Genomic DNA, 24,697 nt, shown 5'->3' with positions numbered 1-24,697 from the left:
CGTACCGAATGCTCGGGGAACGCCACATCGGACGGGAATGGTCACCCGAGTGCCTGGCGGAGTTCCTCGACGTCCACACCTGCGGCGGACAGTAGCGAGTGGCACGGATCGTCGGGGTCCGCCAGCACCGCGGCCAGCAGGTGCGTGGTGCCGGTGGACGGGCTCTTGCGCTCATGGGCGAGCAGGCGTGCGCGGGTCAACGCCTTCCCGGCGCTGCTCTCCAAGGCGAGTGAACCTGCCTGCGGCCGGTCGCCCGTCCGGATCAGGTCGGCGAAGGCGTCGAACACGGCGGATGGTGTGGCTCCTCGGGTACGCAGCAGCTCAGCACCCGTGTTGACCTGGGCCACCCCGTCGCGGAACCGGTGGCCGGCGGTGGTGACCTGGTCGTCCACGACGAGCATGGCGAGGAGCAGATGCGCGGTCGTCACGCGGGAATGTCCGAGCCGGATGGCCTGGCGCTCGGCTTCCATGCGCACCGTGGGCACGACGGGCGTCCCGAAGCCGCCGCTGGTGAGTCGCCTGGCGATGCGGCCTCCCCACCCTCTGCCCGCGGGTTTGTCGAGCATGCCCAGGTTACGCAGCCCGTCGACGCTGCGCGTGTTCGGTTCGCCGTCCTGGCGCGCGCTCGGATGCACGGCGAGCCTGGCGATGAGTTCGTCCCGATCCAGCCGCCGTTCGAGCAGTGCCTCACTTGCCCGGTTACCGGGATCGTGCAGCAGTCCCATGAGCATGTGGGTCTCGTTCGCCCAGGTGACGCCGAGTTCGTGAGCGCACACGAGCATCTGACCGAGCGCGGCGGCCAGCGCTTCGCTCGGCACCATGGGCTGGTTCTCCGGCGACGCCGACTCGTCACGCGGCTTCTCCATCCGGCGAGCCACCCACGCGGCCTCATGCAACAGCGCCGTGACCGTGGGTGGGGCCGGCGGGTCGTTCCTGCCATCGTCCCCGCTCAGCCAGAGCCAGACCCTGTCGTCCTTGGCCGAGATGACCGCCCTCAGCCCGCCGTTCTCGCGAGACAACAGTTCCGCTGCCGCGGATTCGCCCTTGAGCAGCGCGAAGAGCAGATGCTGGGTTCCCACGGTCCGGCCGGTCTCGGCGGCCTTCTCATACGCCCGGGCCAGCGACTCCACGACCTCGCGGGAGGCGTCGGTGGTAGCGGTGCTCGATGCGTTCATCATGCGGTCCCCTTCCCTGATCATTACGATGGAGCCTAGGAACGCACCTTGTGCCGGGACATCTGCCGATCATCCGGACTCCATGGCCGATCGGCCATGATGAGCGAGCCGATCGGCGTTCGACGAGCCATGTGCACGGCCGAAAGTGAGGTGTCCGCAGATTTCTCCGCTGGTCGAACGGGCTCGCTCCGTCCGCACGTCCATCGCCCGTGAGGCGGAACAGGCGTGGGCCGCCGTACGCTCTGCGGCGCCTCATGTCGTGGTCGGCGAACTGGCGATGTTCCTGATGGCGCTCGCCATCGGATTCTTGCCGCTCTGGATGTCACCGCCGTCGCCGCGCCACGTGATCGCCACCGCGGCGAGCGCGTTCTGGGCGGCGCTGCTGGTTCCCGCCCGCAAGCGCTGGCCGGCCGGAGCGCTGCTGGCCACGGTGCCGGTGATCGCCGGCACCGATATCGGGGCGTCGGCGGTCCTGCCCGTGATCGCGTACTCGACGGCACGGCGCATCAGTCCCGTCCGGCGCCGATGGTCGATCGTGCTGGCGACCGTGGGCGCCGGCCTTACCCTCAGCGTGGTGGCGGAGACGACCGCCTCGTACGGACTCGGCGAGACGCTCGCCGATTACGCGCTGAGCGCCGTACTTCTCCTCCTCCTACCGGCGTGGGCCGGGAGCCTGATGGGACGACGCCGTCCGCTGGTCCGATTGCTGCGGGAACGCAACGAGTACCTGGAGCGGGCGCAGGTGCTCACCGGGGAAAAGGCGCGTATGAAGGAACGCGCACGCATCGCCGCCGAAATGCACGACATGCTCGGACACCGGCTCACCCTGATATCGCTGCACGCCGGAGCCCTGGAGATCACCGTCGCCCAAGAGGCCCCCCAGGTGAGCGGCCAGGCGGAGCTTCTGCGCACCACGGCGGGGACGGCGATTGCGGAACTGCGCGAGATCCTCCAGGTTCTCCGTGACCCCATGGAGGGTCCTTCCGAAACCGCCGGCGAACGCAGCGGAACCCGGACCGATATCGCCGATCTCGTGACCGAGTCCCGACGGGCCGGTATCGACGTCGACCTGGCGTGGTCCGGCGGAGACCTCGACGACGCGGACCCGCGGACGCGCCACGCCGTTCACCGCGTCGTCCGCGAAGGCCTGACCAATGTGCACAAGCACGCCCGGACAGCACGTACCAGGGTCGAAGTCACCAACGACGCCGGCCGTGTCCGCGTACGCGTGATCAACGGCCCGGTACCGGGCACGCCCCAACGGCTCCCCGGCACCCGCCAGGGACTGGTCGGCCTGGACGAACGGATCGCCCTGCTCCACGGCGCCTTCACCGCCGGTCCCACGCCCGAGGGCGGATTCCTGGTCACGGCCGACCTCCCTCTCCGCCCGCCCGTCCCCATGCCCCCCGACCCCGCGGTGCAGCGCGATGTACCCGAACGGCCCAGGCCACTCGATGACGAAGTGCTCACGCTGCCCCGAGCCCTGGGTGCCGGATGCCTCGGGTTGCTGGTACTCGTTCCGGTCGCTGCCGGCACGGCCATGGTGATCATCATGCGAGCCCTACAATGACGCGGGTGATCCGGACCCTGATCGCCGATGACGAAAAGCTCATGCGAGCCGGTATCCGCCTCATCCTGGACAACGCCGACGACATCGAGGTCGTGGCCGAGGTGCCCGACGGCCCCTCCGCCGTCCAAGTCTGCCGGGAACACGAGATCGACGTCGCCCTGCTGGACGTCCACATGCCGGGCGGCGACGGCCTAGCGGCCATTCCGGTGATCGCCCGCGAATCCCCCAAGACCAACATCGCCATGCTCACCGCCTTCGGCGACGACCACAACGTCGCCCAAGCCCTCCGAGCCGGCGCCGTAGGTTTCCTGCTCAAGGACACCGGCCCCACCGAACTGATCCGAGCCGTACGCGTAGCCGCCACCGGCGAGTCGATCCTGGCGCCCCAGATCACCCGCCGGCTGATCGAACGCCACCTGCTTTCCGACTCCCAGGACGCCGAGCCGGCCAAACGCCGAATCGAGCAGCTCACCGACACCGAACGCGACGTACTCCGCCTGGTCACCGCCGGCCTGTCGAACGCGGAGATCGCCCAGCGACTCCACATGAGCACAGGCACCGCAAAGGCTCACATCAGCCGCATACTCGCCAAAGTCGGCTGCACCAACCGCGTCCAAGCCGCCATTCTGGCCCATGACGCCGGCCTACCAGCAGGCCCGTGAGCCGACACGGTTCCGCCCACTCTCGGCCGCCGTACCAGAGAACCAGAACTCACAGGTGACATGTCGGCCTGCCGACATGTAGTCGCCGATGGCCACACTGGCGCCGTCCTATGTCCTGACGGCCGGCACCGGCCGTCCTAGGCGCGAGCGTCCATCTGCACATCGTGGAGAACACTGACTCCCGGAAAATCGGGCGACCGCTTGCGGACGACCGATATGAGCGTGATCATGCTAATTTCGCGGATAGTTCCTCTGCGTCCGCGAAGGGAATGTCCTGTGCGAAAAGTCAAAATGGTGCTCATCGCGCTCGCGACCTTAGTCGCGACGGTCTGCACCACAGCGCCGACCGCGCTCCCGGCGAGCGCCGCCACGAATCCGCCCGTGTATTCGACTCCCGTTCCGGGGGATCTCCCCGTGAGCGCGGCTCGCGCGAAGTGGTACCAGCTCTGGGGACCGGCCTCAGCCTGGACGAGCGGCCGGTACAACTCGTGGCGATCCAATCACTTCAAGACCCGCAGCAAGGTCTTGGGGATCATCTTCAGATGCTGGTACTGGAGGGGCGGCGACACGATGTTCGCCACCATCTACGGCGCCACCGTGCCGATCAAAAGCCACAACATGCGCTGCGATGGCCACTGGAAGAACCTCGTATGCAGGAACGCGAACACCCACTCGAAGTACTACGTGGGTGTTTACGTGATCGGCACCAAGACCCTGGTTCAGGTGGGAGCCGAATATTACCGATAGCGGGCGAGTCGGGCCCCCGCGCGAACCGGCCGACAGCCCGGCCGAGGGATCACGTGCACCGTTATGACGCGCACGTGATTCCGCCGGCTCACGGTGCACCGTACACGTGCTCTCGGAGGCACGGCGTACGGTGCGCCGGTCGGTTAGGGTGTGGCGTGGAGCAGGGTCGGGCCGGAGGGTTCTCATCGTGATCGCCGGAGAGACAGCCGAGCACCGTGGGGCCGCGCCGCCCCCGTATATCGAGCGCTTCGGACGCCTCGGGCCGACCATGTCGGTCGCCGTCGGCGGGGCCGCGATCGTGGCGGCATCCATTTGGCTCGTTCTGGCCGCTCACAGTGCGCGTCTGGGAGACGGCCCTCCGGCTCTCGCCCTACTCCTCGCAGGGATCGGAATGGTCGGCTTCGGCCTGATGAGACTTGCTCGGGGACGTTCCAAGAACTGGATCGCCTTTGCCATCGACGCCGACGGCGTTTACTTCGCCGACTGCGTCCACCCCGGATCCGAGCCCGATGGCCTGGCAAGACGAATCCCATGGGATGAGATCAACGCGCTCATCCTGTTCTCCCGGCGTACGGAATTCCTCCGCGGCACCGTCGAATGCGTCGGGATACGGTTGAATCCGTCCGTCGCGGGCTCTCCCGAAGACCACTTCGCGCGACTCAGGCAGATCCTCTCACGGCCTGATATCGAGCTGCACGTCTGGGAACAGCTTCGAGAACTGGACGGCGACCTGCCGGAAGCGCGGATGAAAACGGCGGTCAGCCTGCACACCGAAGTTCGCGGGTGGAGCTACCGACGTTCTCGCATCATGGAGGCGGTGCGGGCCCACGCCCCCGGCGTTCCGGTCATCGGCTTCACCGCGGACGACTATTACCATCTGGTCGGATGGCGCGCCGGCCAGGAGAAATTGCGAGAGCTCCTACAAGACGCCGAATTGCGCCGTTGGGGCTGGTGAGAGCCCTGCTCCCGTAGCCCGTCCACCGGCCGGCGCCCCGTACACGGCCCCGATGAGCAGGCAGGGGCGGACAGGCGACCTCCGGCGCGCTCGACGACTCCCCGATATTCACGTGCCTCCAACGCCTAGTGAGGCTAGGTTCCTACCTAGAGGGCCTAGGAGCGGAAAGAGGTGACGTATGGCCCGAGTCGGTCTGAGTGCGGCGAAGGTGACGGAGGCCGCCGCGGAGATGGCGGACGAGGTCGGGCTCGACCAGGTCACCATCTCCGCGCTCGCGCGGCGGTTCGGGGTGAAGGACGCCAGTCTCTACTCGCACGTCAAGAACCTGCGGGAGCTGCGCGTCCGGATCGCCCTGCTCGGCGGGGAGGAGATGACCGAACGCATCGCCGCCGAGGTGGCGGGCCGGGCGGGCAGGGACGCGCTGGTCGCGTTCGCCAACGCCTACCGGCGGTTCGCGCTGGAACACCCCGGCCGGTACGCCGCGACGCAGATGCGGTTCGACCCGGAGGAGGTCGCCGACTCCGTCGCCCTGCGCCGGAGCATCGAGCTGACCTACGGCATGCTCCGCGCCTACGGCCTGACCGAGCCGGACCTGACCGACGCCGGTCGCCTGCTGCGCGCCGCCTTCCACGGCTACATCCACCTTGAGCTCAGCGGTGGTTTCGCGCACCCGCGTGAGGTCGAGGACTCCTGGTCGCGCTCGCTCGACGCGCTCCACGTCCTCCTGGAGAACTGGCCGTCGCACTGAACCCGCAGCGGCGGACGAACGAAGACCCGCCCCGGCGTTCCCGGGGCGGACGACCATGCGAAGGACGGAGACAGTGGAGCGGTATCACGGATGGGCCGACGAGCGCTTCGGCGCGGTCGCCGACGCGTTCGCGCGTAACTTCGCGGACTTCCCCGAGCTGGGCGCGGCGGTCGCCGTGTACGCCGGCGGGCGCAAGGTCGTCGACCTCTGGGGCGGGGTCGCGGACGAACGGACCGGCCGGCCGTGGGAGCAGGGCACCGTGGTGCCGGTGTTCTCCTGCGCCAAGGGCATCGTGAGCGTGTGCGCACACCTCCTCGCGCAGGAGGGACGGCTCGACCTGGACGCGCCCGTCGGCCGGTACTGGCCCGAGTTCGCGCGGAACGGCAAGGAGGCGATCACCTCCCGCATGGTGCTCGGGCATCGCGCGGGAGTCCCCGTCCTCGACGAGGTGCTCTCGTTCACGGAGATCGCCGCCTGGACGCCGGTGATCCGCGCCATCGAGGAGCAGAAGCCGCTGTGGGAGCCGGGCACGGCGTACGAGTACCACGGCCACGTCTTCGGCTTCCTCCTCGGCGAGGTGATCCGGCGCGTCACCGGGCTGACCCCGGGCGCCTACTTCCGGGAGGCCGTGGGCGAACCGCTGGGGCTGCGCGCCTGGCTCGGCCTGCCGGATCGGGAGATGGACGGCCGGGCCCGGCTCGTCGAGGCCGAAGGGCGCCCTGGGATGCCGGGGCCCGAGCACCTGCTCACCCGCATCGTGACGATGAACGGCGCGCTGGTCTTCCCCGGCCTGGACGAGCCGCACGGCTGGAACGACCCGGCACTGCTCGGGATGGAACTGCCCGGCGCGGGCGCCACCGCGTCGGCGAGCGGGCTCGCCGGGCTGTACGCGGCGGCGGTCACCGGGATCGAGGGCCGAGAGCGGCTGCTCACACCGGACACCGTGACGGACGCGGTCCGGGAGGTGTCCTCGGGCAAGGGGTGGCTGGGCTTCGACGCCGGGGCGCGCTGGGGCTCGGGCTTCCTGCTCGACTCGCCCTTCCGGCCGATGCCGGGCCCGCGCAGCTTCGGCAACGACGGGGCCGGCGGCCAGTTCGCCTTCGGCGACGACGAGTACGGCGTGGGGTTCGCCTACGTCGCCAACCGCATGGTCGGCCACGGCGACGCCCGCGCCACCCGCCTGATCACCGCCCTGCGCGAGTGCCTCGTGCGGTGACCGCACCCGTTCGCCGGCGTCCGGTGGCGGCCCGGCGAACCCTCCGGGCTGCTCTAATGACCGGGCAGCGCACTCGCGAAGCCGGTTTGGTCGTGGCCGCCGACGGCGTGCGCAGCACCGTACGGGACCAGTTGTTCCACCGCCTCCGCCGCCGCTACAGCGGCAGCACGAGCTGGCGGGCGGTCATCCCCGACACCGACTTCGACGGCCGCCTCGTCCAGGTTCGGGGGCCGGCCACGGAATTCGGCGCCGTCCGGATCAGCGACCGGGAGCTCTACTGGTACGGCTACTTCCGGCACCCCGAGGGGACTCCCTTCGACGACGAGCCGGCCGCCGCCCGCGACCATTTCGCCGGGTGGCCCCCATGGGTCCGGGCCCTCGTGGCGGCCACCACCGCAGACCGGTTGATGCGCCACGACGTCCATCACCTGGCCGGTACCGGGCGACCGCGCGTCAGTGCCGAGGATTTACGTGCCGTGAGCAGCGAAAATCCTCGGCACTGGCGCGCGGGTCGCGGTGTGGGCCGGTCCTCGCAGGTCAGCCGCGAGGGGCGGTCAGCCGAGCTTCTCGGCCAGTGCGACGACGATGCCCTCGGGGCCGCGGATGTAGCAGAGCCGGTAGCTGTCCTCGTACTGCACCACCTCGCCGACGAGCTCGGCACCGTGGGTGCGCAGACGGGCGATGACGTCGTCGATGTCGTCGACCGCGAACATGATGCGGCGAATGCCCAGCGTGTTCGCCGGGGCGTCCTCCGGCACGCCGCTGATCGCCTTCGGCGTCCGGTACTTCGCCAGCTCGATCCGCCCGTGGCCGTCCGGGCACCGCATCATCGCGACCTCGACTCGTTGGTCGTCGAGCCCGACGACACGCGCCGCCCAACGCCCCTCGATCAGCGCCTTGCCCTCTAGCTCCATGCCGAGTTCCACGAAGAACGCGATCACAGCGTCGAGGTCGTCGACCACGATGCCGACGTTGTCCATCCGCTGGATCGTCATGGTGGTTCTCCCTCTTCGTCGCGCGGCCCATCTTGGCCGCTGGTTTACCGAGGACGGAGCCGGCACCGCATTCTCGACATCCTTCACGGCTCGTGCCCCAGGTCTCGTCGGCGAGCGTGCCGCCGCTCGTAGGTGCGGCGCACACCGGTGCGGCTGCTGAGGTCCGCGCCGTACACCTGAAGCGTGCTCGCGATCGCGTCACCGGCCGCACCTCAGTGCCGGGGATTCAGGTGATGTGAGCTGCGAAAATCCTCGGCACCGGCGCGCGGCCCGGCGCACGCCGGGGGCGGCGGCTCGCTTCGCTTCGTGGGTCCGCGCGGTCAGCCGCCGACGTTGACGGCCTCGCGAAGGGGGTCCTCCGGGGTGGTGATCACCGCCGGCTTGGGCGGCGTCTCCTGGACCGCGACCGTGTCCCGGAGGTCCGCTCGAGGCGGGAGAGTGCGCCATCGCTTCGGGGCCGCGCCGGCTCCGCGATCCTGATCGCCGTTCATGCCTCCACCATGTGATGCCGCCCGCGCCTCGTCCACGGGTCGCGGCGAACCGATCGGCGCGCCGGAGGGCGTCAGGGGCGGGTGAGGATGAGGCCGCTGGTGGGGACGCCGGTGCCGGCGGTCACGAGGACGTTCTCGACGCCGGGGACCTGGTTGACGGAGGTGCCGCGGAGCTGGCGGACGGCCTCGGCGATGCCGTTCATGCCGTGGATGTACGCCTCGCCGAGCTGGCCGCCGTTCGGGTTGACCGGCAGGCGGCCGTCGAGCTCGATGCCGCCGTCCGCGACGAAGTCCTTCGCCTCGCCGCGACCGCAGAAGCCGAGCTCCTCCAGCTGCACCAGGACGAACGGCGTGAAGTGGTCGTACAGGATCGCCGCCTGCACGTCGGCGGGCCCCAGGCCCGCCTGCCGCCAGAGCGCCTCCCCCACGCGGCCCATCGCCGGAAGCGTCGTCAGGTCGTCCTCGTAGTAGGAGAACATCATCATCTGGCCGGGCCCCGAGCCCTGCGCCGCCGCACTGATCACCGCGGGCGGGTGGGGCAGGTCGCGGGCGCGCTCCGCGCCGGTCACGACGATCGCGACGCCGCCGTCGGACTCCTGGCAGCAGTCCAGCAGGTGCAGCGGCTCGACGACCCACCGGCTGGCCTGGTGCTCCTCCAGGGTGATCGGCCGCTCGTGGAACCACGCCTTCGGGTTGGTCGCCGCGTGGCGGCGCATCGCCACGGCCACCCGCCCGAAGTCCTCGCTGGTCGCGCCGTACTCGTGCATGTAGCGCCGGGCGTACATCGCGACCCAGGCGGCCGGGGTCGCGAAGCCGTACGGCAGGTGCCAGGAGAACTCCAGGTCCGCCGCGCCGGCGGCGTGCTCGGAGCGGGCCGCCGCCTGGCCGAAGCGGCGCCCCGAGCGCTCGTTGAACGCCCGGTAGCACACGACCGTCTCCGCCAGGCCGGTCGCGACCGCCATCGCGGCGTGCGCGACCGTTCCGCAGGCCGCGCCGCCGCCGTAGTCCACGCGGGAGAAGAAGGACAGGCCCGGGATGCCGAGCTCACGCGCCACGGCGATCTCGGTGTTGACGTCCGCCGTGAAGGTCACCAGGCCGTCGACGTCGCCCGGCGTCAGCCCGGCGTCCTTGACCGCGTCGATGCACGCCTCGGCGGCGAGCTGGAGCTCCGAGCGGCCCGACTCCTTGGAGAACTCGGTCGCCCCGATCCCGGCGATCGCCGCCGTACCGGAGATGCTCATGATCCCCCCTTGAGTCGTACGGTGGCGATGGCGTGGTCGCCGAGGCTCACGGCGCCGCGCACCTCCACGGTGCGGTCGTCGACGACGCGGCCGGTCAGGGTCAGCGTGTCCCCGGCGTACGCGGGGACGCCGAGGCGTACGGAGATGCCCTCCAGGACCGCGTCCGGGAGGCGTTCGAGGACGTAGCGCTGGACGAGGCCCATCGTCGTGAGGATGTTCAGGAAGATGTCCTTCGACCCCTGGGCCCGTGCCAGCGCGGTGTCATGGTGGACCGGTGTGAAGTCGCGCGTCGCGAGGGCGGTGGCGATCACGAACGTCGGCGTCAGCTCGATGCTCAGCGCCGCCGGGTCCGCCGCCGCCTCCGCGTCGCGCGCCTCCGGCGCGACCGACTCCCCTGCGCCCGGCTCCCGCGCGGCCGGTTCCGGCGTGGAGCCGGACGGGCGCCACTGGGGCAGGGTGAGGTCGTCGTCGATCTTCTGGAGAACGAGCTCGACCGGCATGCCGATCCGTACGCGGTCGGGCGGGCAGTCGAGGAGATCGCCGACCATGCGCACGCCCTCCTCCAGGTCGACGAGCGCGACCACGAACGGCGGGTCGAAGCCCGGGACCGGCGGGTGGTGGTGGACGACGTAGCTGTGGAGCGTGCCACGCCCGCTCACGGTGACGTGCTCGCGCTTGGTCGCGTGGCAGTCCGGGCACATCGGGCCGGGTGGATGGCGCAGCCGCCTGCACTCGGCGCAGCGCTGGACGCGCAGCTCCCCGTCCCGTACCCCGTCCCAGAAGAACCGGGTGTCCGGGCCGACGGCCGGCCGGGGCCGGCGGCCCTTCGCCGTCCGGCCGCCCGCCGCGCGGGGACGGAACTTCAGCACCCGGAACATCATCTCGGCGACGCGCTCGTCCCCGGAGTACCAGGTCTGGTGCCAGGTGACGAAGTAGCCTTCGCCCAGGCCGGTGCGCTTGGGCCCCGTGACGCCACCGAAGCGCATCGTCGAGCGCAGCTCCTCGCCGTGCCGCAGGTACCGGTCGTAGGTCTGCTCGCAGTTGGTGGCGACCACGCCGGTGAAGCCGGACTCGTTCAGCAGGGCCAGGACCCGGTCGGCGACCGAGCCGGGCTTGTCCGTGCTCAGCCCGGGCATCGACCAGACCTGGATCATCGCGGGCGGCGCCGTCCCGGTCCACCGGGTGTCGCGGTCGCCGAGCGCCTGGGTCCAGTTGCGGATCATCGGGGCGTTCACCGGGTCCGGGCAGGGGCCGGCGGGCCGCTCTCCCAGGGCGGTCAGCTCCTCCGCGAGGGCCATCAGCCGATCGTGCAAGGTGTCTCCTTCGCGGTGGCTCGCGGCGGTCACCGGGGGGCTCTCGGCAGGCCGAGGCCGATCATCGCGATCAGCTCCCGCTGGATCTCGTTGACGCCGCCGCCGAACGTCAGCACGATCGCGCCCTTCACGCCGTGGTCGAGGCGTTCGATGAGGTCGCGGGTCTCCTCGTCGCCGGGGTCGCCGTACCGGGCGAGGACCTCGCCGACCACGCGGCCGACGTCCTGCATGCGCTCCGACCCGTAGATCTTGGTGGCGGACGCGTCCGGCGCCCCGAGCCAGCCCAGATTCATGCTCGCGGCGACCTGCCAGTTGAGCAGCTCGTTGACCCGCAGGTACGCGTGGACCCGCGCGACCGCGCGCCGTACGTCGGGGTGGTCGATGAGCGGGCGGCCATCGGGGCCCGTTCTCGTCCGGGCCCAGTGGGCGAACCGATCGTAGGTGTGGCCGATGTTGCCGGCCGGGCCGAGCGTGACGCGCTCGTGGTTGAGCTGGTTGACGATGAGGTTCCAGCCCTTGTTCTCCTCGCCGACGAGCAGGTCGGCCGGCACCTGGACGTCCTGGTAGTAGGTGGAGTTGGTGTGGTGGCGGCCGTCCATGGTGACGATCGGCGTCCAGGAGAAGCCCGGGTCCTTGGTGTCGACGATGAGCATCGAGATGCCCTTGTGCTTCTTGGCGTCCGGGTCGGTCCGCGCGGCCAGCCAGATGTGGTCGGCGTAGTGCGCGCCCGAGGTGAAGATCTTCTGGCCGTTGACGATGTAGTGGTCGCCGTCCCGTACGGCCGTGGTGCGCAGCGCGGCCAGGTCCGTTCCGGCGCCGGGCTCGCTGTAGCCGATCGCGAAGTGGCACTCACCGGCGAGGATGCCCGGCAGGAACCGCTTCTTCTGCGCGTCGGTGCCGAACTCCACGAGCGTCGGCGCGACGGTGTTCAGCGTGATGATCGGGTACGGGACCTCGGCGCGGGCGATCTCGTTGGCGAAGATCTGCTGCTCGACGGGGCCGAACCCCCCGCCGCCGTACTCCCGCGGCAGCGCGATGCCGAGCATGCCGTCGCGGCCCAGCCGGCGGCAGTGCGCCATGTACGCGGTCCCGAAGGGGTCGTCGGCGATGTCGTTCCGCTGCGCGTCGGTCAGGCACGAGGCGAAGTACGCGCGCAGTTCGGCACGCAGCGCCTTCTGCTCGTCGGTCAGGTCGATGAACATCAGGCCACCAGAGCTCCAATCGCGTCCAACTGCGCCTCGGCGCCGCCCAGCAGTTCCGCCTGGTGCTTGGCCCAGGCGAAGTACCGGTGCAGCGGGTAGGTGACGTCCAGGCCGAGCCCGCCGTGCAGGTGCTGGCAGGTGTAGAAGGCCCGCAGCGCGGGGTCGCACGCGTTGTACGCGGCGACGGCGAGCACCTCGGCGGCGTCGTCGAGGCCCTCGGCGAGCCGCCACACGCCCGCCCAGACCGCCACGTCGAGTGCCCGCTTGGCGATGTAGACGTCGCCGATCTGCATCGTGACGGCCTGGAACTCCGCGAGCGGCCGCTCGAACTGCTCACGGGTCTTGACGTGCTCGGTGGTCAGCGCGAGGGCCCGGTCCAGCGCTCCGGAGACGATGGCGACCGCACCGGCGGTGGCGTACTCGGTGAGGGTCCGGTGCGCGCCACCGCCGAGCAGGGCGTCCGCGCCGACCCGTACGCCGTCCAGGCCGATCCGCCACAGCGGCTCGCCGGTGGCCGACGGCTGCGGGGCGAGCGCCACCGCGCCGGGCTCCACGAGGAAGACGCCGGTCTCCTCGCCGAGCCACGCGGGAACGAGGATGACGTCGGCCTGCTCGGCGTACGGGACGAAGGTCTTGACCCCGTCGAGGACGTACGCGTCCCCGTCACGGCGCGCCGTCGTCGCCGGGCCGGCCCCCGGCTGGTGCGGCGCTGCCGTGGCCAGGCCGGCCCCCGGCTCGCGCGGCACTCTGGCCGGGCCGTGGCCCGGCTGGTGCGGCGCTGCCGTGGCCGGGCCGGTCCCCGGCTCGCGGGCGGCGGCCGTGGCCAGGCCGGAGCCCGGCTCGCGGACCGCCACGCTGAGGACCGATCCGCCGGCGGCGAGGTCGGCGAGGCGGCCGCGCTGCTCCACCGTGCCGTGCGCGGCCACGGTCGCCGCCGCGACGAGAGAGCCGTACGCGGGGACCGGGGCCACGTGCGCGCCGACCTGGCGCAGGATGACGGCGAGTTCCACCGCCCCCAGCCCGGCGCCGCCGACCTCCTCGGGCAGGCAGGCGCCGAGCAGGCCGGCCTGCGCCATCGCCCGCCACAGCGCGGCGTCGTACGGCGCGCCCGACCTCTCGTGGGCCTCCAGGCGTTCCGGCGTCGCCTCGCGGTCGAGCAGGCCGGCCGCCAGGTCCTGCAGCTCGCGGGCGCTCTCGTCCAGGTCGAAGTCCATGGCCCCTCCTCAGGTCACGTTCCCCGCCGCCCGGCCGTTCCCGGCGGGCCACAGGTGCGCTCTGCCCCGGCTCTCGAACTCGGCACGCAGCCGTTCGGCGTCCTCGCCGGTCAGGCGGCGGTACCGGAGCTCCCGGCCGGGCCGCCACCAGACCGGGTCCGTCGTGTTCCAGGCGTCCGCCGCCAGCGCCCGCCGGACCACCTTGTTCGAGGCGGTGGACGGCAGCCGGCCGGCGACCCGTACGTAGCGCGGCGTCCACTTGGGACTCAGGTCGGCGCGCCCGCGCAGGAACGCGGCGAACCGTTCGGGGTCGAAGGAACCGACCAGCGCCACCATCACCTGATCCCCCGCCGCGACATCCGGCACGCCGTACACCGCGAGCGCCGCGACGCCGGGCAGCTCGCCGAGGACCCGTTCGACCTGGGCGGCGCCGAAGTTCTCCCCGTCCACGCGCAGGCGGTCGGCGTCCCGTCCGGCGAAGAACACGAAGCCGTCCGCGTCCCGGTAGGCGAGGTCGCCGCTCCAGAACATGCCGTCCCGTAGCCGGTCGTCGGCGCGTTCGTTGTAGTAGCCGTCGAAGAGGCCGAGCCCCCGCGTGTTCACGAGCTCGCCGATGGCCTCCTCGCCGTTGAGGACGCGGCCGGCCGCGTCCAGCCGGGCGGGCGGGCACTTCCGGCCGGTGGCCCGGTCGAGGATCTCGATCCCGTCGCCGAGGCGGCCGAGCGCTCCGGGCGGGCCGTCGGGATCGGGCGTGAGGGCGATCGCGGTCTCGGTGGAGCCGTACCCGTCGACGACCGCGCAGCCGAACCGCTCGGCGAACCGCCGCTGCTCCAGCGGCGCGGCCTCGTTGCCGAACGCGACGCGCAGCGGGTTGTCCGCGTCATCGGCGCGCTCGGGCGTCGCCAGGACGTACGACAGCGCCTTGCCGACATAGTGCAGGTACGTGCAGCCGTACCGGCGGACGTCGGGCAGGGTCCCGGAGGCGGAGAACCGCGCGCGGAGGACGAGCTGCGCGCCGGCGGCGAGCGCCGGGGCGTACGCCGCCATGACCGCGCCGGAGTGGAAGAGCGGCATCGGGCAGTAGACGACGTCGTCGGGCCGCAGCAGGCGGCCGGCCAGCACCGCGCCGGGGACGACGATCTTGCGATGGGTGACCCGCACCGCGCGGGGCCGTCCCGACGTGCCGGACGTGAAGATCAGCATCAGGAGGGTCTCCGGGGCGACCGGCGCGGGCTCTCCGAGGGGCGCGGCGCGCTCCGGCCCGGTGACCGGCAGGCCGGTGCGGGCGGCGACCCGCTCCGCGAGGGCGGCGTGGCGCGGCTCCGTCACGAGCAGGTCGCAGTCGGCGCGCGTCGCGTCGCCGGCCAGTTCCTCGGCGGCGCGTGTCGTGTTGAGGGCGACGATCACGTTGCCGGACAGGGCCGCGCCGCCGAGCAGGAAGACCATCTCGGGGACGTTGTCGAGCAGGACGCCGACGTGGAGGGGCCGCGACCCGGGCCCCCGGCTCGCGATCCCGGCCATCCAGCCGGCGCGCTCGGCGCATTCCCCGGTGAGCGCGCGCCAGGTCCAGGCGTCGTCGGCGGCACGGAGCCCGACGCGGTCGTCGGCGGACCGTGCCCGGAGCAGGTCGGCCACCGTTCCGGACACCGCGTCACCTCCCGGGCTCACCGGAAGAAAACTAGAACAGATTCTATTATGTGTCCACCATCGGTGATCGCCCACCCGTCCTCTGACCGCGTCAGGCTCTGCTTACCTCGACCGAACGAGCTCCACCCCCCTCGCCCGCGGCGAGGCATAACGTGTTCTCACCGGGCGGTACGCTGATCCATGACACGCGCGGGCGGGGCACCGCGCTCACAGCTCGAGGAGTCGTCGTGACGGCAGAGTCCACCGCCGCCAGCCATCCGGGGGTCCGCTCCCGCAGCCAGCACCAGCGCCGCCGGCGCATCGTCCAGGCCGCCGCGGCCCTCGCCTCCCGCGGTGGAGTGGAGGCGATGCAGATGAGGACCGTCGCCGAGCGCGCCGGCGTGGCCCTCGGCACGCTCTACCGGTACTTCCCGTCCAAGATGGACCTGGTCGTCGCGGTCGTCAGCGAGGAGATGGACACCCTCGAGGGCAGCCTGGAGCGCCGCCCGCCGCGCTCGGCGACCGCGGCGGGGCGCGCCGTCGAGGTGCTGATGCGCGCGACGCGAGGGTTGATGCGCGAGCCGGAGCTGGCCGACGCGCTGATCCGGTCACTGCTGCTGTCGGACGTCAAGACCGACTTCGGCAACCGCATGACCGGGATGCTGGCCCGGGTGACGGGGACCGACGCCGACGCCGGGGAGGGCGGCGAGAGCCGGATCCTCCTGCGGTCGCTCAGCAGCGTGTGGGTGATGGAGATGATCGAGATGCTCCGCGGCCACACCACGAACGAGGAGATTCAGGCGCGGCTGGAGATCGCGGCGGCCCGCCTGCTCGCCGACTTCTGAGGCCGAGGACGCGGGCCGGGAGCAGGCTCAGGCAGCCGCCGCCCAGAGCTGCCCGGACATCCCGGTGCGGACCAGGTAGAGGGCCAGCCGGGTGGCAAGGGCCTCGACGAGCATCACGAGTGCCTTGGCGAGGACGGTCGACACGAGGTCAGGCATGGTGGGGCACCTAGGGGTTGAGTGGGGATACCTTCCGCCTGAATTATGCCTTCTTGTCCGAATCGATGGTTACGGTGCCAGGTGACGGGTAGGTGAACATTTTCCCAAGTCAGACGGCCGGCCGCCGGATCCGGGTGAGCAGCACGGCCGCCAGAGCCAGGCCCACACCCGATCCGAGGGCGATGGCCCAGCAGTGCGGGAGCAACGGCCGGCAGCCGAAGAAGTGGCTGAGGCCCGGCACCTGCACGATGAACGCCAGCGCACCGAGGGACGCCAGGCCGCAGCCGAGCACCAGCGGGTCGCGGCCGCCCGCGACGATCGTCTGCGCGAGCTGCGTGGTGACGAGCGCGACGAGGCCCGTGGTGTCGGCCTGGCCGCGGGTTCCGCTGGCCCGTGCCAGCATCCAGGCCGCCAGCGCCGCCCCCGCCGTCGTGCCCGCGCGGACCGTGACGTCACGGGTCAGCGCGCCGCCGAGCGAGCGGTCCGGTCCCTCGGCAAGCAGCTCCTCGCTCGTCACGCCGGACGGCGGGCGGGCCGCCAGGGCGATCGCCGGGAGCATGTCGGTGAGCAGGTTGACCAGGAGCAGCTGACGCACGTTCAACGGACTGCGCCCGCTCACCAGCCCCGTTCCCACGGTGAAGGCGATCTCGCCGAGGTTGCCGCCGAGCAGCACGGCGAGGGCGTCCCGCGTCGAGCGCCACATCGCCCGGCAGTCGGCGATCGCGTCGGTGATCGTCTCGATCCGGTCATCGGTCACGACCACGTCGGCGGTCTCGCGGGCGGCGGGAGTGGCCCGCTCCCCGAGCGCGATGCCGACGTCGGCCAGCCGGATGGCCGGGGCGTCGTTGGCGCCGTCGCCGGTGACGGCGACCACCCGCCCGGCGCTGCGCAGGGCCCGGACGACGCGGGCCTTCTGCGCGGGGCTGACCCGGGCGAACACCGCCACCCTGGACAGCGCGTCGGCCAGCTCCTCGTCGCGCAGGGCGTCGAGGTCCGGCCCGGTCATGATCCGGCCGTTCAGCAGCCGCAGCTCGGCGGCGATGGCCTCCGCGGTGGTCGGGTGGTCACCGGTGATCATGATCACGTCGACGCCCGCCTTCCGCAGCCGGCCGACCGCCTCCGCGGCGGTGGGCCGGACCGGATCGGCGATGCAGAGCAGGCCGAGGAAGCCGAGCCGGTCGATGCGCTCCGCGGTGAGGTCCCGGCGCCCCGACGCCGCGCGCTCCGCGACCGCCAGCACCCGGTAGCCGAGGCGGGCCAGGCGGTCGATCTCCTGGTCGACCTTCTCCCGCGCCTCCTGGTCGAACGGAACCGGCCCGTCGTCGCGCTGCCAGGTGTCGCACGCCTCCAGGATGATCTCCGGCGCGCCCTTCACGCTCAGCCGCTGCCGGCGGTTCGTACGGCCGAGCACGGCGTGGTAGCCGCGCGCGGGTTCGAACGGCAGCTCGTCGACCCGCTGCCACGACCCGAGCCCCTCCGCGGCGTCCATGCCGAGCTTGCGGGCGGCCCTCATGATCGCCCGGTCGGTCGGGTGGGGCAGCCGGCCGCCGCCGGGATCCGGCGTCGCGCGCACGGCGGCCGCGAGGATCTCCCGGAACGCCGGCGACAGCCGCTCCTCGACGGGACAGGACGCGATGCCGTCGGACACCTGGCCCAGCCGCAGCCGTCCCTCCGTCAGCGTGCCGGTCTTGTCGAAGCAGAGGACGTCGATGCGGCCGAGGGCCTCGATCGTGCGCGGGTTGCGGACGAGCGCGCCACGACGGGACATCCGCCGCGCGGTGGCCAGCTCGGCCGCCGTGGCAACGAACGGCAGCCCCTCGGGCACGGCGGCGACGGCCAGGCTGACCGCCGGTCCGAGGGCACGGGCGAGCGTGGCCCCGCGCAGGAGGTCCGTTCCGAAGAGCACCGCGCCGGCCCCCAGGGCGACCGGCAGGGTCACCCGCGTCAGCGCGCGCAGGCGCGTCTCGACGCCGCCCGGACGGTCCTCTGCGCCGGCCTGCCGCGTCGTGCGCCCCACCTCGGTCTGGGCGCCCGTCGCGACGACGACGCCGACCGCGTCGCCCGCGGCGATCACCGTGCCCTGGTACAGCATCGAGTGCCGGTCGGCGACGGACCGGGCCATGCTGGGCCGGGGGTCCTTCGTGACCAGCTGCGACTCGCCGGTGAGGCTCGACTCGTCGACCTCGAGGTCCTTGGCCGACAGCAGGCGCAGGTCCGCCGGGACCGCGTCCCCCGCGGTGAGGACGACGACGTCGCCGGGAACGAGCTGGTCGGCGGTGGCCCGCGGCTCTTCGCCGCCCGCGTCCGGACGCCGGAGCCGTACCCGCACCGCGCTCAGGTCGACGAGCTGCCGCAGCGCGCGGTCGGCGCGGACCCGCTGCAGGCCGGACATCATCGCGTTCACTCCGAGGACCGCGCCGATGAGGGCCGCGTCCATGATCGATCCGACCACCGCGGACACTCCGGCCCCGGCCGCCAGCGCGGGGGTCAGCGGGTTGTCCAGCTCGTCCACGGTCACCTGGGCGAGCCCGGGCGGGCGGATCACCTCCCCCACGTCCGAACGGCGCCGGGCGGCCTCGTCCTCGTCGATGCCGGACATCGACGATCCCAGCCGGGTGAGCACGGCCTTGGCCGGCCACGCGTGCCAGGCCGTACGGTCCTGCGGCACGGGAGCGGGCCGCCGGGTCAGCGCCCGGCCCGACAGGGAGCCCACGACGAACGCCGACACGGTGGCGAAGTCGACCGCCAGCCGCGCTCGCCGGGGCGCGCGTGCGGACGACCCGGCCGCGGCCAGCAGCGCACCCGCCACCGACCCCACGTTGGCGATCCGGGCGGCGCGCGTACTGGTCCGCCGGGCCGACGGCATGGCCCCCAGCAGCAGGCACGCCTCCGCCAGACCCGGCCCGCACAACAGGGGGGCGCCCCAGGGCGGACGGCGGCCGGGCGCCAGCAGCCCGATCCCCACGTCCGCCGCCGCGAGCGGCGCGCCACCGCGCGCCGCGACGAGCGCGACGACGTGCCCGGCCTCCTGGGCCTGGCGCACCGAGTCGAGGAGCCGGCCGCCGCCGGGCACCGCGTCGGGAACGGACAGCCGCTGCGCCAGCGCGGAGGCGCCGGCCACGGCCACCGATCCCACCCCCCTGGCGGCGTCGATCAGGGCCTCGGCCAGCGGGTCGAGCTCGGCGACCACGGAGACGAGGGCGGCCGGCTCACCGTCGCGGGTCAGCAGGAGCACGATCGCGCCGAGCTCCCGCAGTTCGACAGCGCGCGCCCGCGCCTCGGCCGGGAGGTCGGCCTCGGACACCGGAGCCGGTTCCGTCCCGGTGGCCGGGACGCCTGCGGAGGCGGACGTGAGAACGGCGTCCGAGGTGGAGTCCGGCGTGGAGACGGGGGCGGAGACCGGGGTCGGCATGGACGCCGGGGCGGCCGGGCGCAGCGGGGTCACCGCCCAGGGTCCGTCCTCGCGCCGGGCCTCCGGGCGCTCCAGGTCCACCAGCGCGTGGGCGCGTTCGTGCGCCTCTTCGGCGGTGACCGGCGACGGGAGGGGGACGACGTCCTCGATCACCATGTCGCCGGTGCGCAGCACCGACGCGTCGACGATGACGTGGTCGACCCGGTCGAACCGGCGCAGGCTCTCCGGGTCGATGACGATGATGTCCCGGCCGGCGAAGACCAGGCCGAGCTGGGTGGCGAACGCCTCGCGGCCCATGCGCGCCGCCCTCGGCACACCGGCGGCCAGCACTCCCTGCGCCCGCGCGGCGTCGCGGGTGACAACGTACGCGCCCACCGCACCGGTGATCGCCGTGGGCACCGTCCAGGCGGCGCGCTCCACCGGCCCGTACGGCAGCGGCACGGGCCGCTCGGGCACGTGCAGGGCCGGGGCCTCGAACGAGCCCTCCTCACGGATCAGGTGCCCGATGCGCCGGTGCCACACGGCTCGGTACCCGCGCGCCTCATCGACACGGATCATCCGGTGCACGGAGCCGATCACCAGACCGGTCGGCTGCTGCGCCAGCGCCTGCAGGCTCGCGAGGCCACCACCGATGAGGACGTCGGTGGCCGCGCGCCCGATCAACTGCGTCAGCCGGTCCCTGACCTGCGGCGTCGAGTCGGCCATCGCGATGAGGGTGCCCACGGCCGGCGGGATCGGCACGGCGCGCAGCACGAACCTGCCCGTGATGGCGACGGTCGCGCCCGCCGCGTACGCGGCCGTGAGCGCCGTCTCCCGCAGGACCGCCTGCCGGTGGCCGGGGTCGGGATGCGCGGCGTACGGATCACCGGCGGCGTCGTACCGGTCCTCGACCGCGTCGACCACCCCGGTGAGCGCGTCGACGGGAACGTCACCGTCGTGCGCCACCATCACGACGCCGAGAACGCCGTTCACCTCGGCGCGGCGCACCCCCGCGACCTCGCTCATCGCGGTGACGAGGTCGCTCGCCATGCCCTCGCGACCCGGGCGATGCAGGCCCCGGACCCGGATGCTGGTCCGCTGGTCGCCCCGCTGCACCCGCCGTTGCTCGACCGTCTCGATGGCGGCGCGCAGCGCGGCCGCCGGGTCCTGTACGACCGCCTCGGACGCCCGAGCGGCGGCCGCGGGCAGACGCACCAGCAGACCCGGAAGGCGCACCGCCTCGCACGAGGCGCGCCGTACGGCACCCGGGACCGCCACCGACGCCCGTGCGGCCGTACCCGTGACCGTCACCGAGGTCCGCGCGGCCGTACCCGTGACCGTCGCGGTGGCCCGTGCGGCCGTGCCGGTGACCGTCGCCGTCATCTGGAGCAGACCGGACGCGGCACGGAGGAGTGGTCCCAGCGGCATGAGTCCGGGTACCCGGCCGTCAGGCGTTCTCGGCCGTGGACCGGCCGGTGGAACGAGGCGTGGTCGCGGTACCGGCCGCGCCCGTGGCTCCGGTCTCGGCTCCCGCGGCGCCCTCGCCCGCGGTCGTGCCGGTGGCGCCGGTCGCCCGCGCCCGGCTCGTGCCCGCCGTCGTCCGCGAACGGCTCGTGCCCGTCGTCTTGGCCCCGGTCGTGCCCGCGGTCGTCCGGGTCCGGCCGGTGGTGCCCGTGGTGGTACGGGACCGGCTCGTGCCCGTCGTCGTCCGGCCGGCGCCCGTGGTCCGGCCGGTGGTCCGCGCCGGGGTCGTGGCCGGCGTCGCGGCCTGCGTGCTCGCCGGAACGGGCCGTGCGGTCTCCCGCCGGCCGACGGCCCGGCGCGCCACCATCGTCCCGACGCCGACGGCCGCGGCCACCGGCCAGTCGAGGACTCCGATGGCGGCGGCGGCCGCCAGGCCTCCGTAGAACATCAGCCGGTCCCTCGGCGGCAGGTACGCGGCGGCGACCCGGCCCATGTCGCCGACCATCGCGAGCCCCCGGGTGGGGAGGGGAATCCTCAACATCCTGACGTGCGGCGTGACGACGGGGACGGGGACCGCCGCCCCGTGCTCCTCGGTGTGCATCGTCTCCGCCGTCGTCGCCGGGGTCGTCGTACGACCGCGCCGTGTGGTGGCCGCGGTCGTCGCCGACGTCCTCTGCGACGCGGGCCTCTCCTTCGTGGCTGTGGCTCTTCTCTCCGCGGCCATGCCGACCATCCCCCGATCGTGCCGGTACACCGTTTCCGCTCTCGAAGGTCCACGTTGCTCCGCGAACGGCCTCGACACAAGCCCACAATGGGAGATCCGGACAGACCTTTTCCCTGCTCAGGGTCATACGAAGGGCAAAATCGAGCGAGTTGCCACGTACGCCCGATTTGGCGACGGACCCGCGCACGACCGCGCGGAACGAACACCCTGAGCAGACGTTCCCGGACCGAGCGCGTCCGAAGCGGGCTCCGTCGCCGCAGACGCGGAGCCCGCCGCGCCGGCGTGCCGGTGGCGGGACACGCCCGGGGACGGCGGCGGTGGGTAGAAGCATCATCGGATGCGCCGCGACCGTCTTGAGGAGGGGCCTTGAAGACGATGTCGGATGTCGAACCCGGGCACGAGCCCGACTACCGCTTCTCGCTCGCCAACGAGCGCACCCTGCTGGCCTGGGTGCGGACGGCCTTCGGCCTGGTGGCCCTCGGGATACCGCTGGTCGGCGGCATCCGGGGGGTCGCGCTGCCGGGTTGGCACCGGGAGATCGGCCTCGGCGCCATCACGCTGAGCGTGGTGATCGCGCCCGTCGCCTACCGGCGCTGGCGGCGGGCCCAGGAGGCGATGCGGCTGGGAGTCTGCCTGCCGCGCGATCCCCTTCCCGCCGTTCTCACGGTGGGCGTGGCGGTGCTCTTCACCGCCACGCTCGTCAGCGGGCTCGTGACCCGGTGAGCTCCGGCCTCCAGGCTCAGCGGACGGAGCTGACCTGGCTGCGGGCCCTGCTGTCCTCCTGGGCGGCCGGCCTGCTCGCCGTCAAGATCGCGTTCCCGGCCGGGGCCGTCGCGCTGCTCGGCCCGCTGGCGGTGACGGCCGTCGCGTACCGCAGGCGCCGATGGCTGCGCGGGCACGCCGAACCGCCGCCGATGTCGCCGGTGGAGGGACTGCTGCTGGCCGGCGCCTGCGTGTGGGTCGCGATCGCGGGCGTTCTGATGCTGTGAACCCCGGCGCGATTCCTCCTACGCCCGCGCGGACGCGTGTCAGCGACCGCCCCGGTGCTCACCGCCGCGGGTGGTGAAGGTCGCCCACACGACCTTGCCGTGGCCGTACAGCGGGGTCCAGTTCCACGAGTCACTGAAAGCGGCGACGAGGTACAGACCGCGCCCGCTCTGGGAGACGAAGTCGGCCTCCCCCTGCTGCGGCACCTCATCGCTGGGGTCGGCGACCGCGCAGGTCAGCCGGCCGACGGTCCGCAGGAGCCCGAGCCTGACCGGGGTGTCGCCGGGGCCGGAGGTCGCCCCTACGGCGTACCGGATGGCGTTCGTCACGAGTTCGGAGACGACGAGGCCGACGTCGTCGAACATGGCCGCCAGGCCCCAGGTCTTCAGCCCGTCACGCGTGAACTCGCGCGCCTCCCGCACCGATTCGGGCAGCGCGGCGAGGTCCCGCGTCATCGCGTCCGAGCCCATCCTGGCGGGCGGCACGAGGTGGCCGGGCCACCGTCCGCCACGCGCGATCGCCGACAACAGCCACTCATGCGCTTCGTCGACGCTCTCACCGGTCATCCAGCGCGCTCCGTGTGCTGTCATCGCGATCCCCTGGGAAGCAGTGATCGGCGTGCCTCGCGCGCTATCCTGCTCGACATGCCTTGCATATGCAAGGCCCGATGCACGTGCAGACGATCGTGCAACTCTGACAGCGACGGAAGGGAGTGGCACACTGTGCGCTGACCGATGCTCATGGAGGTAGGGGTGGACACAGCGCAGCCCGCTGGAGGACCGACCGTTCTGCGCCGGCTCCTCGGCGCTCAGCTGCGCCGGTTGCGTGAGCGGCAGGGCATCACGCGCGAGGAGGCCGGGTACGCGATCCGCGCCTCCGGTTCCAAGATGAGCCGCCTGGAGTTGGGCCGGGTGGGATTCAAGGAACGCGACGTGGCCGACCTGCTCACCCTCTACGGCGTCATGGACGAGCGAGAGCGCGAAAGCCTTCTCGAGCTGGCTCAGGACGCCAACACTCCCGGCTGGTGGCACAGGTACGGCGACGTTCTGCCGGGCTGGTTCGAGACCTACGTGGGGCTGGAAGAGGCGGCCGCGCTGATCCGCACCTACGAGGTCCAGTTCATCCCCGGTCTGCTGCAGACCGAGGGGTACGCCCGCGCCGTCATCTCCCTGGGCAACTCGGCCGCGCCTCCCGAAGAGATCGAGCAGAGGGTCAGCCTGCGGATAACTCGTCAGAAGCTGCTCACGCGAGGGGACGGTCCTCGCCTGTGGGCGGTCGTGGACGAGGCGGCGTTGCGACGCCCGATCGGGGGACGAGAAGTGATGCGCGGTCAGATCGAGCGCCTCATCGAGGCGACGAAGCTGCCGAACGTCATTCTTCAGGTGCTGCCGTTCCGGGTCGGCGGTCATACCGCCGAGGCCGGGGCGTTCACCATCCTGCGGTTTCCCGAATCGGACCTGCCGGACGTGGTCTACGTCGAGCAACTGACCAGTGCGCTGTATCTGGACAGGCGCGACGACGTGGACGCCTACATGGAGGCGATGGAACGCCTCTGCGTGGTCAGCGCACCTCCGGACAACACCGCCGAGATCCTCAGCAGGATTCTCCAGGAGACATGAATGCAGTACCGGGCGTACAACGGCATCCCCGCCACCGATCTCGCCGACGTCCGATGGCAGAAGAGCCACCGGAGCAACTCACAAGGTAATTGCGTCGAGCTGGCCCAGCTGCCCGACGGCAGCGTGGCCGTCAGGAACTCCCGGCATCCGGCCGGGCCCGCCCTGGTCTACACGAAGGCGGAGATCAAAGCCCTCATCCAGGGCGCCAAGGCCGGCGACTTCGACACTCTGATCGCCTAACGGCCACACTTCGACACACCCCCGTTCGGGCACGCTCGGCCGGGGGTCCGCGACGGACCGGCCGCTGCGGGCACGCTCACCGAATCGAACCGCACCAGAACAAGTTCTTCCCGGCA

The 24,697-nt window shown here is 72.3% G+C and carries 23 protein-coding genes; 11 read left to right on the top strand and 12 right to left on the bottom strand.

Features of this window, described 5'->3' with window-relative positions; all coding sequences use genetic code 11:
- Positions 1-41: 41 nt before the first annotated feature.
- On the bottom strand, positions 42-1,178 hold the full coding sequence (locus NE234_RS00635; RefSeq protein ID WP_252775777.1) for a Clp protease N-terminal domain-containing protein: 1,137 nt from the start codon (positions 1,176-1,178) through the stop codon (positions 42-44).
- A 256-nt stretch (positions 1,179-1,434) separates the two neighbouring features.
- Between NE234_RS00635 and NE234_RS45135 the strand changes: the two genes are divergently transcribed.
- The 6 genes from NE234_RS45135 to NE234_RS00605 all read left to right on the top strand — a co-directional run bounded on the left by NE234_RS45135 (position 1,435) and on the right by NE234_RS00605 (position 7,073).
- On the top strand, positions 1,435-2,745 hold the full coding sequence (locus NE234_RS45135) for a sensor histidine kinase (protein WP_252775775.1): 1,311 nt from the start codon (positions 1,435-1,437) through the stop codon (positions 2,743-2,745).
- Between the two features lie 5 nt (positions 2,746-2,750).
- Positions 2,751-3,407 (top strand): response regulator, encoded by a 657-nt coding sequence (locus NE234_RS00625; protein WP_252775774.1) that lies wholly within the window; start codon positions 2,751-2,753, stop codon positions 3,405-3,407.
- Between the two features lie 291 nt (positions 3,408-3,698).
- Positions 3,699-4,154 carry a hypothetical protein gene (locus NE234_RS00620; protein WP_252775773.1) on the top strand — a complete coding sequence of 152 codons (456 nt, stop codon included), beginning with the start codon at positions 3,699-3,701 and terminating at the stop codon, positions 4,152-4,154.
- Between the two features lie 187 nt (positions 4,155-4,341).
- Positions 4,342-5,109 carry a hypothetical protein gene (locus NE234_RS00615; protein WP_252775771.1) on the top strand — a complete coding sequence of 256 codons (768 nt, stop codon included), beginning with the start codon at positions 4,342-4,344 and terminating at the stop codon, positions 5,107-5,109.
- Positions 5,110-5,287: 178 nt separating this feature from the next.
- Positions 5,288-5,857, top strand: a complete 570-nt coding sequence (locus NE234_RS00610; RefSeq protein WP_252775769.1) for a TetR/AcrR family transcriptional regulator — start codon at positions 5,288-5,290, stop codon at positions 5,855-5,857.
- A gap of 73 nt (positions 5,858-5,930) precedes the next feature.
- Positions 5,931-7,073, top strand: coding sequence for a serine hydrolase domain-containing protein (locus NE234_RS00605; RefSeq protein WP_252775768.1), 1,143 nt, complete (start codon positions 5,931-5,933; stop codon positions 7,071-7,073).
- A gap of 554 nt (positions 7,074-7,627) precedes the next feature.
- Here the strand turns inward: NE234_RS00605 and NE234_RS00600 are convergent.
- The 7 genes from NE234_RS00600 to NE234_RS00565 form a co-directional block, all read right to left on the bottom strand.
- Positions 7,628-8,053: a VOC family protein gene (locus NE234_RS00600; RefSeq protein ID WP_252777397.1), complete on the bottom strand. Its 426-nt coding sequence runs from the start codon at positions 8,051-8,053 to the stop codon at positions 7,628-7,630.
- A 335-nt stretch (positions 8,054-8,388) separates the two neighbouring features.
- Positions 8,389-8,559, bottom strand: a complete 171-nt coding sequence (locus NE234_RS00595) for a hypothetical protein (RefSeq protein WP_252775766.1) — start codon at positions 8,557-8,559, stop codon at positions 8,389-8,391.
- Between the two features lie 71 nt (positions 8,560-8,630).
- Positions 8,631-9,800, bottom strand: a complete 1,170-nt coding sequence (locus tag NE234_RS00590) for a lipid-transfer protein (RefSeq protein WP_252775765.1) — start codon at positions 9,798-9,800, stop codon at positions 8,631-8,633.
- The gene (locus tag NE234_RS44990; RefSeq protein ID WP_305886652.1) at positions 9,797-11,113 is read right to left on the bottom strand and encodes an OB-fold domain-containing protein; all 1,317 of its coding nucleotides are present in this window, start codon (positions 11,111-11,113) and stop codon (positions 9,797-9,799) included. Before NE234_RS44990 ends, NE234_RS00590 begins: the two co-directional genes overlap by 4 nt.
- Before the next feature lie 29 nt (positions 11,114-11,142).
- The gene (locus tag NE234_RS00575) at positions 11,143-12,315 is read right to left on the bottom strand and encodes an acyl-CoA dehydrogenase family protein (protein WP_252775763.1); all 1,173 of its coding nucleotides are present in this window, start codon (positions 12,313-12,315) and stop codon (positions 11,143-11,145) included.
- Positions 12,315-13,529 (bottom strand): acyl-CoA dehydrogenase family protein, encoded by a 1,215-nt coding sequence (locus NE234_RS00570; protein ID WP_252775761.1) that lies wholly within the window; start codon positions 13,527-13,529, stop codon positions 12,315-12,317. Before NE234_RS00570 ends, NE234_RS00575 begins: the two co-directional genes overlap by 1 nt.
- Positions 13,530-13,538: 9 nt before the next feature.
- Entirely contained in the window at positions 13,539-15,176 is a 1,638-nt protein-coding gene (locus NE234_RS00565) for an AMP-binding protein (RefSeq protein WP_252775759.1), read from the bottom strand.
- Between the two features lie 227 nt (positions 15,177-15,403).
- Here NE234_RS00565 and NE234_RS00560 point away from each other — a divergent pair, with 227 nt between their 5' ends.
- On the top strand, positions 15,404-16,000 hold the full coding sequence (locus NE234_RS00560) for a TetR family transcriptional regulator (protein ID WP_252775757.1): 597 nt from the start codon (positions 15,404-15,406) through the stop codon (positions 15,998-16,000).
- Positions 16,001-16,027: 27 nt separating this feature from the next.
- Here NE234_RS00560 and NE234_RS44065 read toward each other — a convergent pair whose 3' ends face one another.
- The 3 genes from NE234_RS44065 to NE234_RS00550 form a co-directional block, all read right to left on the bottom strand.
- Positions 16,028-16,156, bottom strand: a complete 129-nt coding sequence (locus tag NE234_RS44065) for a hypothetical protein (RefSeq protein ID WP_256528159.1) — start codon at positions 16,154-16,156, stop codon at positions 16,028-16,030.
- Between the two features lie 109 nt (positions 16,157-16,265).
- A complete protein-coding gene (locus tag NE234_RS00555) occupies positions 16,266-20,975 on the bottom strand; it encodes a cation-translocating P-type ATPase (RefSeq protein WP_252775755.1) in 4,710 nt (1,569 codons plus the stop codon).
- Between the two features lie 19 nt (positions 20,976-20,994).
- Complete coding sequence (locus tag NE234_RS00550; RefSeq protein ID WP_252775753.1) at positions 20,995-21,744, bottom strand: hypothetical protein; 750 nt, start codon at positions 21,742-21,744, stop codon at positions 20,995-20,997.
- Between the two features lie 366 nt (positions 21,745-22,110).
- Here NE234_RS00550 and NE234_RS00545 point away from each other — a divergent pair, with 366 nt between their 5' ends.
- Both NE234_RS00545 and NE234_RS00540 read left to right on the top strand, forming a co-directional pair.
- Entirely contained in the window at positions 22,111-22,458 is a 348-nt protein-coding gene (locus tag NE234_RS00545; protein ID WP_252777395.1) for a YidH family protein, read from the top strand.
- A complete protein-coding gene (locus NE234_RS00540) occupies positions 22,455-22,724 on the top strand; it encodes a hypothetical protein (RefSeq protein ID WP_252775751.1) in 270 nt (89 codons plus the stop codon). Before NE234_RS00545 ends, NE234_RS00540 begins: the two co-directional genes overlap by 4 nt.
- Before the next feature lie 39 nt (positions 22,725-22,763).
- Here NE234_RS00540 and NE234_RS00535 read toward each other — a convergent pair whose 3' ends face one another.
- Complete coding sequence (locus NE234_RS00535) at positions 22,764-23,312, bottom strand: ATP-binding protein (RefSeq protein WP_252775748.1); 549 nt, start codon at positions 23,310-23,312, stop codon at positions 22,764-22,766.
- Between the two features lie 162 nt (positions 23,313-23,474).
- Between NE234_RS00535 and NE234_RS00530 the strand changes: the two genes are divergently transcribed.
- Positions 23,475-24,341: a helix-turn-helix domain-containing protein gene (locus NE234_RS00530; RefSeq protein ID WP_252775746.1), complete on the top strand. Its 867-nt coding sequence runs from the start codon at positions 23,475-23,477 to the stop codon at positions 24,339-24,341.
- A complete protein-coding gene (locus tag NE234_RS00525; RefSeq protein WP_252775744.1) occupies positions 24,342-24,581 on the top strand; it encodes a DUF397 domain-containing protein in 240 nt (79 codons plus the stop codon).
- Positions 24,582-24,697: the final 116 nt, after the last annotated feature.

This window comes from Actinoallomurus rhizosphaericola, from assembly GCF_024055675.1.
Taxonomy (GTDB): Bacteria; Actinomycetota; Actinomycetes; order Streptosporangiales; family Streptosporangiaceae; genus Actinoallomurus; species Actinoallomurus soli.
The sequence above is the reverse complement of the archived record's forward strand: the minus strand, read 5'-3'. Positions and strand labels throughout refer to the sequence as shown.